Origin of the sequence: Aeromonas sp. 97A, assembly GCF_051919185.1 — a bacterium.
Lineage (GTDB): Bacteria > Pseudomonadota > Gammaproteobacteria > Enterobacterales > Aeromonadaceae > Aeromonas > Aeromonas veronii.
Map to the genome: position 1 here is coordinate 1,035,136 of NZ_JBQBFF010000001.1, position 14,077 is coordinate 1,049,212.

11 protein-coding genes and 1 pseudogene are annotated in these 14,077 nt (G+C 55.6%); 10 read left to right on the forward strand and 2 right to left on the reverse strand.

The window, feature by feature from the left end; translation table 11 throughout:
* Window positions 1–122: 122 nt before the first annotated feature.
* The gene (locus tag ACTG27_RS04690; protein WP_439979170.1) at window positions 123–2,783 is read right to left on the reverse strand and encodes a phage/plasmid primase, P4 family; all 2,661 of its coding nucleotides are present in this window, start codon (window positions 2,781–2,783) and stop codon (window positions 123–125) included.
* Window positions 2,784–3,275: 492 nt separating this feature from the next.
* Between ACTG27_RS04690 and ACTG27_RS04695 the strand changes: the two are divergent.
* The 6 genes and pseudogenes from ACTG27_RS04695 to ACTG27_RS04720 form a co-directional block, all read left to right on the forward strand.
* A pseudogene (locus ACTG27_RS04695) lies at window positions 3,276–4,307 on the forward strand (type I restriction-modification system subunit M); the annotation flags it as partial.
* 110 nt (window positions 4,308–4,417) lie between these two features.
* On the forward strand, window positions 4,418–5,233 hold the full coding sequence (locus ACTG27_RS04700; RefSeq protein ID WP_439979171.1) for an N-6 DNA methylase: 816 nt from the start codon (window positions 4,418–4,420) through the stop codon (window positions 5,231–5,233).
* A 216-nt stretch (window positions 5,234–5,449) separates the two neighbouring features.
* A complete protein-coding gene (locus tag ACTG27_RS04705) occupies window positions 5,450–6,490 on the forward strand; it encodes an Abi family protein (protein WP_439979172.1) in 1,041 nt (346 codons plus the stop codon).
* Complete coding sequence (locus tag ACTG27_RS04710) at window positions 6,487–7,848, forward strand: restriction endonuclease subunit S (protein ID WP_439979173.1); 1,362 nt, start codon at window positions 6,487–6,489, stop codon at window positions 7,846–7,848. Before ACTG27_RS04705 ends, ACTG27_RS04710 begins: the two co-directional genes overlap by 4 nt.
* Entirely contained in the window at window positions 7,845–8,801 is a 957-nt protein-coding gene (locus ACTG27_RS04715; protein ID WP_439979174.1) for a DUF5655 domain-containing protein, read from the forward strand. Before ACTG27_RS04710 ends, ACTG27_RS04715 begins: the two co-directional genes overlap by 4 nt.
* Window positions 8,802–8,806: 5 nt before the next feature.
* Window positions 8,807–11,971: a type I restriction endonuclease subunit R gene (locus tag ACTG27_RS04720; protein WP_439979175.1), complete on the forward strand. Its 3,165-nt coding sequence runs from the start codon at window positions 8,807–8,809 to the stop codon at window positions 11,969–11,971.
* Window positions 11,972–12,238: 267 nt separating this feature from the next.
* Here the strand turns inward: ACTG27_RS04720 and ACTG27_RS04725 are convergent, their stop codons facing one another.
* Window positions 12,239–12,616: a hypothetical protein gene (locus ACTG27_RS04725; RefSeq protein WP_048207591.1), complete on the reverse strand. Its 378-nt coding sequence runs from the start codon at window positions 12,614–12,616 to the stop codon at window positions 12,239–12,241.
* Between the two features lie 261 nt (window positions 12,617–12,877).
* On the opposite strand from ACTG27_RS04725, the gene radC reads away from it, so the two are divergent.
* Genes radC through ACTG27_RS04745 form a run of 4 tightly spaced genes read left to right on the forward strand, consistent with a single transcriptional unit; the run spans window position 12,878 to window position 13,996 of the window.
* Window positions 12,878–13,345, forward strand: a complete 468-nt coding sequence (gene radC / locus ACTG27_RS04730; RefSeq protein WP_439979176.1) for a RadC family protein — start codon at window positions 12,878–12,880, stop codon at window positions 13,343–13,345.
* Window positions 13,342–13,710: a DUF2787 family protein gene (locus ACTG27_RS04735; RefSeq protein WP_421295736.1), complete on the forward strand. Its 369-nt coding sequence runs from the start codon at window positions 13,342–13,344 to the stop codon at window positions 13,708–13,710. Before radC ends, ACTG27_RS04735 begins: the two co-directional genes overlap by 4 nt.
* 5 nt (window positions 13,711–13,715) lie before the next feature.
* Complete coding sequence (locus ACTG27_RS04740; protein WP_421295735.1) at window positions 13,716–13,856, forward strand: hypothetical protein; 141 nt, start codon at window positions 13,716–13,718, stop codon at window positions 13,854–13,856.
* Entirely contained in the window at window positions 13,853–13,996 is a 144-nt protein-coding gene (locus ACTG27_RS04745) for a hypothetical protein (protein WP_005345168.1), read from the forward strand. The genes ACTG27_RS04740 and ACTG27_RS04745 overlap by 4 nt, the downstream gene beginning before the upstream one ends.
* Window positions 13,997–14,077 lie beyond the last annotated feature (81 nt).

A 14,077-nucleotide genomic window follows, 5' to 3' on the forward strand; every position in this document is an offset into this window, starting at 1 on the left:
TGCAGCTATCGCGACAAGGAACATGTTTCCGTTAAGGTCAGCTTTGGATGCACGACCAAACACTCTATATTGAGCGTCACTTTTAGATCAAAGTATGAGGGGCCCGCAGGCCCCTCGTTTGGTTATACGGTGTAGTTGGCACCGAGCTCTGTCTTACTGGTGGATGATGCCGTCATGTCAGCCATCTCGCTATCGAGCAGGGTCAACCCGATGACGGTTGCCTTGCTGTTGTAGCGGGGGACTGCAAAGCCCTTCTCCATCAGCTTCTTCTTGAGGGCCAACTGCTTCATGGCCCATTCACCGTTCTGCTCTGCCCAGCGGCTGTAGGCCGCATAGACCTCGCTCATGGGCACTTTGGCCCCTGCTCTGGCCTGGGTGCACTCTTCAAGGAAGCAGCCAACCATATCCGACTCGGCACGGTAGGTCTCGACATCCTGCTTGAGGCGAGCAGGAATCGACGCCTTGAGCCTCTGCTCTTGCCACATCTGGCAGCCCTGGATGGCCCAGTTCAGAATGCCGGGCATCTCGGCCCGCAGCTTCTCCATCAGCATGGGGTCCAATTGTGCCTTCGTGAAGGAGGCATTGAAGGGCAGCATCAACATCCGACGCCACATGCCATTGCTGGTATCGCGGATCTCGGGCTTGTGGTTGCCCACCATCACCAGAGAGAAGGTTGGACGGAACTCCATCTCCTTCTTGGCGTAGGGTGCACGAGCGACAATCACGTCATCCCCTGTCATGGCCTTCACCAAGTTCTCATCCATACGGGCCCCCTCAGGCAGCTCGTTGGCGACCACGAGACGTGCATCCACCAGCTTGGTCAGGGACGGGTTCGGCCCTGTATTGCCGTTGCGGTTGAACAGCAAGACGTTACTGCTGATCTGCCGACTGAACTCTCCCAGTAACTGCTGAATGACCGACATGAAGGTACTCTTGCCATTGCAGCCGCCCCCGTGGAGGAAGAACAGGAGCTGTTCGTCGGTGCGGCCGGTGATCCAGTAGCCCACACAACGTTGCAGGAAGGCGGCATACTCGGCATCGTCACAGGTGATCTCGCTGATGAACTGCTCCCATCGCGGGCAGACAGCGGCTGGGTCATAGGCCACCGGGCTATGGTGGGTAATCATGAATGCCCGTCTCGGTGCCAACAGGCGACCCGACTTCAGGTCGATGACACCGTTCGCCGTGCCCAACAGCATTGGATTGGCATTCAGCTCATGCAGTCTTGCCGTCATCATCGGCTTGGCCAGCTCCAGCATGTTTTGAATGCCAGCCCGGTTAAGGCTACTTGAGCCGTGTCTGAGTACTGCATAGGCCCAAGACAACTCCTCTTTCTTGCACGCCTGCTTGATCAACATCTGTCCGATTTCCTGGATCTCTTTGCCCACGGTTTGAGCAAGGATCATGGGCGTCAAGTCATTCTGGGTCCAGTGCGTACCATCGAAGTAGATAAAGCCACCTAACTCAGGGACGAACTTCAGGTTATGCCCGTGCATCTGCACGAACCGTTCGGCGTTGGCCGAGTCGTTGAGCTCGTTTTCAAAGATGGCTGTACGTGGCATGACCTTGACGACTTCCGGCTGCTGATCATCGTCCTGAACGGCTTCGGCTTCGGCTTCGGCTTCGGCTTCGGCTTCGGCTTCGGCTTCGGCTTCGGCCACAGGCTCAACCAGGGTGAATGCCGCCACCAGCTCGGTCAGAGGCAAGGGGTTGTCGCCATGCAGGTATTCGTCGATGTCCTTGACGCTATCCGGCAGCTTTACTTGGGTCAGCTTGAGACCGAGTTGGGCCACCTTTGAGCGGTACTTGTCGCCCGCGTCATCAGTGTCGAAGAAGGTGACAACATCACTGTCAGCCAGCTCACGCCCCAGCCACTCTAACTGTGTCTGTGACAGCGTGCCAATGGTAGCCAGCACAGGGCCCGGCCAACCTGCATCCACCAGCGACATGCGGTCATTTTCCCCCTCTACCAGGGCAACAGGGCCGGTGGCATTCAGGCTCTCTTCTCCGTAGAACTGCACCCCGTTAAGCCAGTGCTGGCTCGGCAACTGGAACTGATACTGCTTGTTTGGGTCCTTGAAAGTGAAGCGGCTGACTTGTCCGTTGCGGTCGAAGTGCGGGAACACATAGACACCGCTCGGGAAGAAGTCACGAAGCAGATCTGGGGCATCGTTGCGAGGCTTGACCAGACCGGAGGCAAGTCGTTCCTCTTGGCTGAACCCCGCATCCCTCAGAGCCTTGTTCAGGCCACCGGAGAAGCCGATATCCAGCCCCACCAACACCTCCTCTGAGTGGCCACGCAGCTCCATCAACTCCTCTACATCAAGGCGAGCTTGGTAGTGGTTGGCGGCCAGCTTGAAGAGCTCTTGCAGGCGAGCAGGTGGGGCCGTGTAGATCGGTTGCTCCAGCTTCACCACCTTGCGAATGGTCGGGGCGACTGACAGCTCGCCCAGCAGGAGCAAGCGGGCTGCATCAGCAGGGCTACGGGCTTTGTCGCACTTGACGACTAGATCGAGCACATCCCCATGTTCATCACAGCTAAAGCACTTAAACCTATCGTCGTCAGGGTAGAGGGTGAAGCAATCATTATGGCCGCACAGTGGGCAACTGGCATCATCCAGTCGGTAGGTGTTGGAGCCGACTTTCTTGACGTCTTGCCCGGTCAGAGCCGAGGCGACATCCATAATGGGGAACTGCTCTTTGATGGCTGCAAAGTTGATATTCAGGGAGTGGCCAGCATCGGCCAGGGCAAATTCAAGGTCAAATTGAGTGGATTGAGACATGATGTCTCTCCTCTTAGATGACCGCTGCTGTGGAACTAAAATTAGGTTGTGTGTGTTCCAAGCGGCGGTAATCAGGTCGGGTAACAGCGCCCCCCGTGGGCCTATGGCGTGAGCCAAGGTGCGATGTGCGGGGGCGTCTGCCCGCCGACAACCCCGACTATACTGATCGGCAGAAGCAATACAACCCCTCTTTTTTCCTCCCCAAGACCCCATTTCGCGTTTTCGTTGTGAACAACGCAAAATCCATGATCAAAGATTTTTTCATGTGATCTCGATAGTGGGATCAAGTTCACAATATTGCTGATTCCCTTGTCGGCTCCACGGACGGGACGCCCCCATCAGCAGGTCAAAATCGATCCGCTTGAAAATGCGACATGTACGTTCATTCAGGGAGTTAAGTGCAACCTATATCACCCCCATGGATGATTTCCCGTGGTAGAATCCGTGCCATTTCGTCTGTCTCAGACCGCAAGGCGGTCCCACGGGGTTTCCATGACTACCAATATCTCATCCCTTGCCAATCTTATCTGGTCGGTGGCTGACCTTCTGCGAGGTGATTTCAAGCAGTCCCAGTACGGGCGCATCATTCTGCCGTTCACCGTGCTACGTCGTCTGGAGTGCGTGCTAGCCCCGACCCGTGACAAGGTGCTGGCCACCGCAGAGAGCACCAAGGCACTGCCCGAGCTGGCCCGCCATAAGCTGCTGCTGAATGCCGCCGGGCAGAGCTTCTACAACACCGCCAAGCTCACACTGGACAACCTGGGTGAGAAGCAGATCGGTGACAACCTAGATGCTTATGTGCGGGGCTTTTCCCGTGAGGCGTTCGAGGTGTTCGAGCACTTCAACTTCGCCGCCAGCATCGATCTGCTGGAAGATGCCGACCTGCTCTACAAGGTGGTTCGCAACTTCGCTAACGTCGATCTCTCCCCCGAAGCCGTCGACAACTACCACATGGGTCTGGTGTTCGAGGAGCTGATCCGCAAGTTTGCCGAAAGCTCCAATGAGACCGCCGGTGAGCACTTCACCCCCCGCGATATAGTGCGGCTGACCACATCTCTGGTGTTTGCGGCTGATGACGAGGCCCTGACCACCGCTGGCGTGGTGCGAACCATCTATGACCCCACGGCAGGCACCGGCGGTTTTCTCTCATGCGGTATGGAGTACCTGCACGAGCTGAACCCGGCGGCACGACTTGCCACCTTTGGGCAAGAGCTCAACCCCGAGTCGTTTGCCATCTGCAAGGCCGACATGCTGATCAAGGGGCAGGACATCAGCAACATCAAGCTCGGCAACACTCTCTCCGACGACCAGTTGCCGACCGATCGGTTCGATTACTGCCTCTCCAACCCGCCATTCGGGGTGGACTGGAAGAAGGTCGAGAAGCAAGTCCGGGATGAACACTTGCTAAAGGGCCACAGCGGCCGCTTTGGGGCGGGTCTGCCCCGCGTCTCCGATGGATCGCTGTTGTTCCTGCAACACTTGATCGCCAAGATGAAGCCAGAGGGCGCCCGTATCGGCATCATCCTCAACGGCTCTCCGCTCTTTACCGGTGGGGCAGGTAGCGGCGAGAGCGAGATCCGCCGCATATCCTCGAGCACGACCTGCTCGATACCCTGGTGGCCTTGCCCACCGACATGTTCTACAACACCGGCATCGCCACCTATATCTGGGTACTATCGAACCATAAACCGGCGGAGCGTAAGGGCAAGGTGCTGCTCATTAACGCCAGCGACATGCACAGCCCAATGCGAAAATCCTTGGGCTCTAAGCGTAAGCAATTGAGCGACGAGGCCATTGAGCAAATCGTCCGCCTCGCCAGCCGTTTCGAGGCGAGCCCGATCGCCAAGATATTCCCCACCACCGCCTTCGGTTATCGCCGCATCACCGTGGAGCGGCCGCTGAAACTGGCGTTCTACCCGCAGGATGCCGAGCGGCTCGCCAGTCTCACCGCCGACAAGGGATGGGCCAAGCTTGATAACGAGTTACAGCAGGCCATCCTTGCGGCCCTGCCGACCCTGCCCGAGCGGCTGCTGTGCCGTGAACAGTTCAGGAAGCAGCTCACCAAGGCGTTAGGCACAATCAAGCTGCCAGCCCCCGCCTTTAAGCTGCTGGTGAGCACCTTGGGCGAGCAGTGTGATGAGGCAGAACCTTGCAAGAGCAAGGGGGAAGTGGAGGCCAGCTCCGATCTGCGGGACTACGAGAACGTGCCGCTCGGGGAAGACATTCATGAGTATCTCAAGCGTGAGGTGTTGCCCCATGTACCGGATGCCTGGATAGACACCAGTAAAACCGACCCGCTCGATGGCCAGGTCGGCATCGTGGGCTACGAGATCCCCTTTAACCGCCACTTCTACCAGTACCAGCCGCCCCGCGACTTGGCAGCTATCGATGCCGATCTCGATGCGGTCGCCAAGGAGATCATGCAACTGCTGGCACAGGTGCATTCATGATACCAATGCATACTGGTTACTCAGGAATCGCCGACGGGGTTGGACGCAATAGCACGCAATATGACGCAAAGAGATTGACTATCGTGCGCACGATACCTAATATTGCGGGCAACACACCCGCCATGCCTATGACGTTGGTTTCATACCAGGTTATGCACAAATTGGCGGGTTTTTTTATGCTCGTTCGTCAACCTCGCCAGCACAGGGGGAGGTGACATGACCCGCTTTAACAAACCGGCCAAGAGTGCCGCTGAGCATCTCCAGCAGTGGCGTGAACGGGGTCTGATCATCGGCGATGAGGAGCGTGCGACACGCTACCTTTCGCACATCAGTTATTATCGGCTCTCGGCCTATGCCATCCCATATACCCAGCCAGGTTCACGAGAGCATCGTTTCCTGCCTGGCACCCGCTTTGACGATCTGCTGTCACTTTATGTGTTCGATAGGGAGCTTCGCCTGCTGGTGCTCGATGCTATCGAGCGTGTCGAGGTAGCCGTGCGGGCACAGCTGTGCAATCACATGTCTCTCACCTATGGCAACGATCCCTTTTGGTATTTGGATGAGAGCCACTTCAAGTGTGAATATGGCCATAAACGCCTGCTGGCGGGCCTTGAGCGACAGCTTGATGATGAGCGAAAGCGGTTGGAGAACGATCTACGGCAGTTGGAAAAACGCCGCAACCTGAGTGACGAGCAGCGGCAGGCGTTGGGCCAGAAGGTGCGACAAGAGACCTTCCTTCGTCACTATCTATGTAGTTACGAGCATCCACGCTTGCCCCCTTGCTGGATGATGGTAGAGATGCTGACCTGGGGTGATCTCTCCTACCTCTATGCAGGCCTGCTGCGAGCGGCTGATCAAAAGGCTATCGCTCGGGGCTTGGGCTCTCATGCCGAGTTGATCCTCTCCTGGCTTAAAGGCATCAATCTGATCCGCAATATCTGTGCTCACCATGCAAGGCTCTGGAATCGTGAGCTGGGGGTCAGTATCAAGCTACCCACCTCTGATGCGGTCAACTGGCTAAAACAAGAGGTTGAGCTTGCTGATCCTCATATCCGCTGGGAGAAGCGTCTTTACCCCGTGCTGGTGGCTTTGCAGAGTATGCTTGGCACCATCAGCCCTGCTTCTCGCTGGGGGGAACGGTTGGCTGCCCTGCTAGCCAAATATCCCCATATCTCCCTTGCCCATATGGGGATGCCGACGAATTGGCAGCAAGATCCCTTCTGGCAACAGGCCCAACAACAAGGAGAGCAGAAATGATAGCTGCCGAACCGAAAACCGCAGGTCAATATCAACCCTATCCGGAATATAAAGATTCAGGGGTTGCTTGGTTAGGGAATACGCCAAGTCATTGGGCTGTTTTCCACGGCAAGAGACTTCTTAGCCAACGTAGAGAGACGGCTAAACCAGAATCTACACAATTAGCTGCAAGTCAGGCATACGGCGTTATTCCACAGTCTTTATTGATGGAAATGACCGGAAATAAAGTGATGCTTGCCTTGAAGGGAACGGAAAATTTCAAGCATGTATCTGAGAATGATTTTGTTATAAGCCTACGTAGCTTCGAGGGTGGTATAGAGCATAGTGCCTACTCTGGCTGTGTGAGCCCTGCATACACTGTTCTTCAAGCACTGAAGGCTATTCATCCTTGGTTTTATAGGTATCTTTTCAAGAGCTCCCCCTATATCGCTGCATTGCAGGCATCAACGGACAGCTTGAGAGATGGTAAGTCGATCACATTTGAGCAATTTGGTGCTATATCGTTGCCGCTTCCTTCACCCGAAGAACAGCACACTATCGCAGCCTTCCTCGACTACGAAACCGCCCGGATTGATCGGCTGATTGCCCAGCAGCAGCGGCTGATCGAACTGCTCAAAGAGAAGCGGCAGGCGGTGATCTCCCACGCCGTCACCAAGGGCCTCAACCCCAGTGCTCCCATGAAAGACTCCGGCGTCGAGTGGCTCGGTCAAGTGCCGAAGCATTGGGTTGTATCCAGAATTAAAAACTACGCAAAAATTGAAAGCGGTCATACACCAAGCCGCCAAGTGGAGGAGTATTGGATTGATTGTAATATTCCTTGGGTATCGTTGAACGATTCGAAAACATTAAAGGTTGTTGATTACATATCTGACACATTTTATAAGATTAATGAACTTGGAATGGCAAACTCTTCTGCACATTTATTGCCAGAACGAGCGGTTGTATTCACGAGAGATGCTTCTATCGGATTGGCTGCGATTACTACAATACCAATGGCAGTATCGCAGCATTTAATTGCTTGGATCTGTAACGAAAAGAAAGTTATTCCTGAATTTTTATTGTTGGTTTTTTATGCTATGGAGTTGGAGTTCGAAAGATACACATTTGGGGCAACGATCAAGACCATTGGCATGGATGATGTTCGCACATTAACTGCTGGTTTCCCCAAAATAGATGAACAGAAAGAAATCATTACTTGGGCATTTAGTAAATTGAACATTCTTAAAAATGTCTTGCAGAAAGCGGAAGAAAAAATCTGCCTCTTGCAAGAACGCCGCATCGCCCTGATTTCCGCCGCCGTTACCGGCAAGATCGACCTACGGGGCTGGACGCCACCCGCCGACGAGGTCGTCGCATGAGCGATATCAAACTGTTCCGTTATGGTCAGCACGGGGTGAGCGAACTGGAAGGCAAGGCTGCCATGGTGGAAAAGCAGTTGCAGATTCTGATAGAGCAGCAGATGGCCGCCTTTCTCGGGGTTCGCTTCTTGGCCAGTGAATACACTACCGGCAAGACCCACAAGGGGCGGATCGATTCTCTCGGGATCGATGAGAATGGCTGCCCGGTGATCATCGAGTACAAGCGTTACAGTAACGAAAATGTCATCAATCAGGGCCTTTTTTATCTGGATTGGTTGCTCGACCATCAGGCCGAGTACCGCTGGCTGGTGATGGAGACGCTGGGGAAAGAGGTGGCCGATAGCATCGAGTGGTCCGGCACCCGCCTGCTCTGCATAGCCGGTGACTTCACTCGCTATGACTTGCACGCAGTGCAGCAGATCAACCGCAATGTCGAACTGATCCGCTACAAGCTGTTTGGCGACGATCTGCTGATGCTGGAGTTGGTCAATGCGGTGACCAGCCAGATCAATAAACCCTCCACCCCGACTGAGCTTGGTCTGCTGCCATCGATACCTGTGAGTGAACCAGTCCAAGCCTCCAATGGCCATGTCCGTACCAATGCGGAACGTCTGGCTGCTTCCAGTCCTTCGTTGCGTACCCTCCACGAGTCAGTGTGCGATTTTATTGAGGCGCTGGGTGATGAGGTGCAACGCAAGGAGCTCAAGCTCTACACGGCCTTCAAGAAGATCCGCAACTTTGTCTGTGTGGTGATTGCCTCCACCCAGCAGAACCCTCACCTCAAGCTCTACCTCAATCTCGACCCCGATACCATCGAGCTAGTGGAGGGGAGGATTGTCGATGCCCGCAACAAGGGCCACTGGGGAACCGGTGATCTGGAGCTGACCATTCGTCACCAGCAGGACTGGGAAATGGTGATCGCCCTGATTGAGCGTTCCTATCTGGAGAATTGATTCGTATGGATAACAAAGCACGGGAAAAAGCCTTTCAGGACCATATCATCGAGCAACTGGCCGCATCAGGTTGGCTGGTGGGCGAGTCGGCACACTATGACAAAGAGAGAGCCCTCTACCCCGAAGATGTGATCGCCTATGTGCAGGAGAGCCAGCCAGAGGGATGGCAGAAATACTGTAAAACCTACGGTGAGGAGCCAGAGCGTCATCTGCTCAACGCCGTGGCTCGATCCCTTGAGAGCGATGAGCGGGGCACCTTGTGGTTACTTCGTCATCAGGTAGAGGACAGAGGGCATCGGCTAGCAGTGGCTACTTTCAAGCCTGACCATGACCTTAACCCAGAGCTCGTCGAGCGTTATGCCAAGAACCGGCTGCGGGTGGTGCCGGAGCTGGTCTACAGCCCCCATGGCTATGAGGGCCGACTCGATCTCACTCTGTTTCTCAACGGCATTCCGGTGGCAACGCTGGAGCTCAAGTCTTGCTTCAAACAGAGCCTGGAGAACGCCAAACAGCAGTACCGCTTCGACCGCCCACTGGTGACGGCGGGCAAGCGTGAGCCGCTGCTGGCTTTCCGTCGCGGGGCGCTGGTGCACTTTGCCGTCAATCAGTTTGAGGTGGCGATGACCACGCGGCTGGCCGGAGCAGATACCTTCTTCTTGCCGTTCAACCGTGGCACCGCCAAGGGCGGGGCCGGGAACGATCAGCCTGAGACAGGCTATGCCAGCGAGTACCTATGGCAGGAGATTTTCGCGCCCGAGACCTTCCTCAATATTCTGGGTCGCTATCTGCATCTGCAGGTGAAATTGGATGAGGACGCACTGGGCCGTCTCAAGAAGAAAGAGACAATGATTTTCCCCCGCTATCACCAGTGGAAGGTGGTTGAGACGCTGCTGGCGACGCTCCAGCGGGAAGGGAGCGGCCAGAAGTACCTGATTCAGCACTCGGCGGGCTCTGGTAAATCGAACTCTATCGCCTGGTTGACCCATCAGCTCGCATCGCTACGGCGGGACGGGGATAAGCTTTTCAATTCCGTCATCGTCGTCACCGACCGTACCGTGCTCGATAGCCAGTTGCAGGAGACCATCGCTCAGTTCGATCACGCATCCGGGGTGATCTCCCGCATTAATCGGGAAGAGGGGGATGGCAGCAAATCTGCTCAGTTGGCCGAGGCACTGACCAGCGGCACTCCCATCATTATCGTCACCATTCAGACCTTCCCCCATGTGCTCAAGGCGATTCAGGAGAGCTCCAGCCTGAAAGCCAGCCGCTTTGCGGTGGTGGCCGATGAGGCTCACTCCAGCCAGACCGGCAAGACTGCTCGTCAGCTGCGTGAGGTATTGATGGCCGAGCAGTTGAATGATGAGGAAGAGCTCTCGGCCGAGGATGTGATGAATCTGACCTTGGCTGCCCGTGGTGGCAGTCAGAACATCAGCTACTTCGCCTTCACTGCTACCCCGAAGGCCAAGACGCTGGAGCTGTTCGGTCGCCCGCCCAAGCCCCATCTGCCCATTTCGGATGAGAACAAACCCGAGCCGTTCCACGTTTACACCATGCGCCAGGCGATCGAGGAAGGTTTTATTCTCGATGTGTTGCGGAACTACACCAACTACCAGTTGGCGTTCAAGCTGGCGATGGATAGCGAAGCAGCTGATGCAGAAGTGGACAGCAAGAAGGCCAAGCGCAAGCTATCCCAGTGGGTCCGGCTGCACCCGCACAACATTGGCCAGAAAGTGCAGGTGATAGTCGAGCACTTCCGCCAGCATGTTGGCAAACTCTTGGGCGGACAAGCCAAGGCGATGGTGGTAACCAGCAGCCGGATGGAGGCGGTCCGCTACAAGCTGGCGTTCGACAAGTACGTTAAGGACCAGGGTTATCAAGCCATTCGGGCCATGGTGGCCTTCTCGGGCGACATTGAGGACGAGGGGCAGACGTGGAACGAACGGAACATGAACCCGGAGCTGAAGGGCCGGGACATGCGTAAGGCGTTCGATACGGCTGACTATCAGGTGATGCTGGTGGCCAACAAGTTCCAGACCGGGTTCGATCAGCCCAAGCTGTGTGCCATGTATGTGGACAAACGCTTAACCGGGGTGGACTGCATCCAGACCCTCTCGCGGCTCAATCGCACCTATCCGGGCAAGGAGAGTACCTATGTACTCGACTTCGTGAACGACCCGCAGGATGTACTGGAAGAGTTCCAGAAGTATTACGAAACCGCCACGCTGGACTCAGTGTCGGATCCCAACCTGATCTATGACCTGTTTCACAAGCTCAAGGGCGAAGGGATCTTCACCTGGCCCGAGGTGGTGGCGTTTACCGATGCCTATTTCGACCCCAAACGGGGGGCCGATGCCTTCTTGCGGCACGCCGTCCCGGCCAGAGATCGCTTCGCCAAGCGTTACCGGCTGGCCATCGATGCGATTCGGGAGTGTCGGACCCAGCTCAAGTGGCTGATGGAACAGGGCGGTTCAGGTAGCGACCAGGTTAATGCCGAACGACGCCTCAAGGAGGCCGGGGAAGCCCGTTCGGTGCTGGAGCTGTTCAAGAAGAACCTCAACGGTTATGTGCGGTTCTACGAGTTTGTCTCTCAGATCACCCCCTTCGACGATTACGACATGGAGCGGCTGTGTGTCTTTGCACGCCACCTGCTGCCCCTGCTGCGGGAAGAGGTGTTGGATGAAGAGCAAGTAGACCTTTCCTCGGTGATGCTGAGCCACTACCACCTCAAGGCCAAGCGGACCCAGGATCTGCAACTCAAAGAGAATGCTGCCGGTTATGGACTGGAGGGCATTGCATCCCTCGGCAGTGCCAAGCCGAAAGAGGAAAAGAAGGATTTCCTCTCCGAGCTGCTGGCTCGGATGAACGATCTGTTTGGCCTGGAAGTGACTGATGGGGACAAGCTCGACTGGGTGCAGGGAATGGTGACTAAGCTGAGTGAAAACGGGCCCCTGATGGAGCAGGTCCGCAATAACCCACGGGAATCGATTCTGCATGGCGATTTCCCGAATGCGGTGGATGAAGCCGTTATCGGACGAATGGAAACCCAGCAGGGCATGTCGCTGACGTACCTCTCTCACCCCGATAAGGCCAAGGCGTTGCAGAATATGCTGCTGGACTTGCTGCTCGAGGGGTTGGCTGGCCATCAGTCATTACGGGCACAGAGCCTGTAGGCGTTTGCTGGAGAAGCATGTCAGGGCTGACGTGCTCCTTCAGCGGGCAACGACCGAGCAAAGGAAGTGGGAACTCCATCCTAGGCTAAGTAGGTCGAGGAGGTCTGCCGAACGGCTGAAATTTTGGCATTTTCAAGAACTTTTTTCTACGAGATTCCATACATAAAAAGTTCTATAAATAGCTGAAATTTCAGCAGATTGAACATCCAAAATGGGCCCTTTGCCTTTGATTGCGGGCAAAAGGGCCCGATCCCAAATCAGCAGAGGTTAGCTTTGCGGATTCCGCAGTGGGCGCCATACATATTCGGACAGCTCCTTAACGTTCGTGGGGGGTAACCACTGCGGGTCATCAGCTTCGAAACCGAAAAGATTCATCATCTCTGACAGGGAGTAGCAGAGGTACTCGCCATCGGCTCGACTGAAGGTGCCGTCATGGCGCTGGATGAAATTCGGAGTGAAGCTCTCGCCGGTGGTGCAGACCGGCAGCGTCTGTATCTTGATATCTTCTGGCCCACCGTCTGTAATCTGGATGGCGTACCCGATCAATGGATAACGCTCAAGGGTTGTTTCTCCGTTGTCATTTGGTTCGACAATGATGTAACCGTACTCACTGGGTTGAGCGGGGATAAAATGAGTAGTTGCCACTGGTGTTCTCCTTCACACAAAACGAGACTGTATTGCTAATAAATGGTCTCAAGTGGGTTTTAACCCCTCTTTTTTGACCGTAAGTGGAAACATATCGCGTCATGAAAGGGAAAACCGTGAAATCCGTCTAAAAAGTTTTAAGAGGGCTCATAGGTGAATGTGGGCCCCTGCACCCCTTATACCAGTCCCGTTCGGATTCAATAACAACCAGGCCCCCTGGCATAAGTAACTCGTGTACCAAAACGACGCGAGGTTACTGTTATGACACATCACTACGACGATCACCCCGGACAGGGCGATCACATCATCAATCAGGCATTAGCGATTCTGGAAAGCCGACAGCGGCATCTGGGCCAAGCCTTCACCCAGCCCCAAGCGGCAGCAGACTTCCTTCGGCTCAAGATGGGGGAGTACGAGCGGGAAGTGTTCGCCGTCATGCTGCTCGACAATCAGCATCGGTTACTGGATTTCCAGGAGCTGTTCTTTGGCACCATCAATGCGGGCACTATTCATCCCCGTGAGGTGGTCAAGGCGGCCCTCAACAGAAACGCCGCAGCGGTCATACTGGCCCACAACCATCCCTCCGGTATGGTCGACCCTTCAGATGCAGACAAAGCGATTACCACCCGTCTCAAGGATTTGCTTGAGATGGTAGACGTGCGAGTGCTTGACCACTTTGTGGTGGGACAGCACGACATCGTCTCGTTTGCCGACAGGGGGCTGCTATGACCCCATCCAAACCGCTACAGGCTCTGTTCGCCAAGTTAATCGACCTCCACCCCGATGCCACCGCCCTGACTCTCAACTTCCGCAGTCCCGATTATTCCGCCGACACAGGTGGTTACCGTCCGGTCGAAATCCGTCTGGAAAAACGGGCTGGTAGCTGGGGGATGGCCTACGTCACCGAGTTCACTTACCTCGGTGGCGAGCTGGTCAAGGATCTCGATTTTGACTTCAACGCCGGGCTGGTATCACAGCTCTGGTGTGGAGAGCGGCCGCTGGCCACCACCATGGACCTCTACCGGCTCTGGGAGAGGAACTTTCTCGACTATCACCGGATGGAGGTCTACCGACTGAAGATAACCCCTGAGTAATCGCAATGAACGACTTCATGAAAACCTTGCTGCTGGACGCCTTGAAGGCAGCCCTGACGGCGTTTGCATCGGTCATCGTCAACGCGATGATGGCTCGCTACATGCCGCCACACTTCTACAACATGAACGAAGAGGACTACCAATGAACAAAATGATCCTGACCTCGGTGACTCTGGTTGCCATTGCAGGGGGAACCCTGATGATCCGCCTCATCGCCCGTGACAAGGCTCATGCCGAGGAGCTGGCCAAGGTATTGCGGATGCCGGGCGGGGCGACGCGTCATTGAGATCCCCCGGTCGGCACCCTGCATGACCAATAGATAGAGCAGCCAGAGCATCTGGTTGACTACCCCTGCGGGCCCTCCATT

Bases quoted from the DNA above. Each gene is read 5' to 3' on its own strand.
- ACTG27_RS04690 (WP_439979170.1), bottom strand. From the start codon at position 2,783: ATGTCTCAATCCACTCAATTTGACCTTGAATTTGCCCTGGCCGATGCT.
- ACTG27_RS04700 (WP_439979171.1), top strand. From the start codon at position 4,418: ATGTTCTACAACACCGGCATCGCCACCTATATCTGGGTACTATCGAAC.
- ACTG27_RS04705 (WP_439979172.1), top strand. From the start codon at position 5,450: ATGACCCGCTTTAACAAACCGGCCAAGAGTGCCGCTGAGCATCTCCAG.
- ACTG27_RS04710 (WP_439979173.1), top strand. From the start codon at position 6,487: ATGATAGCTGCCGAACCGAAAACCGCAGGTCAATATCAACCCTATCCG.
- ACTG27_RS04715 (WP_439979174.1), top strand. From the start codon at position 7,845: ATGAGCGATATCAAACTGTTCCGTTATGGTCAGCACGGGGTGAGCGAA.
- ACTG27_RS04720 (WP_439979175.1), top strand. From the start codon at position 8,807: ATGGATAACAAAGCACGGGAAAAAGCCTTTCAGGACCATATCATCGAG.
- radC (WP_439979176.1), top strand. From the start codon at position 12,878: ATGACACATCACTACGACGATCACCCCGGACAGGGCGATCACATCATC.
- ACTG27_RS04735 (WP_421295736.1), top strand. From the start codon at position 13,342: ATGACCCCATCCAAACCGCTACAGGCTCTGTTCGCCAAGTTAATCGAC.
- ACTG27_RS04740 (WP_421295735.1), top strand. From the start codon at position 13,716: ATGAACGACTTCATGAAAACCTTGCTGCTGGACGCCTTGAAGGCAGCC.
- ACTG27_RS04745 (WP_005345168.1), top strand. From the start codon at position 13,853: ATGAACAAAATGATCCTGACCTCGGTGACTCTGGTTGCCATTGCAGGG.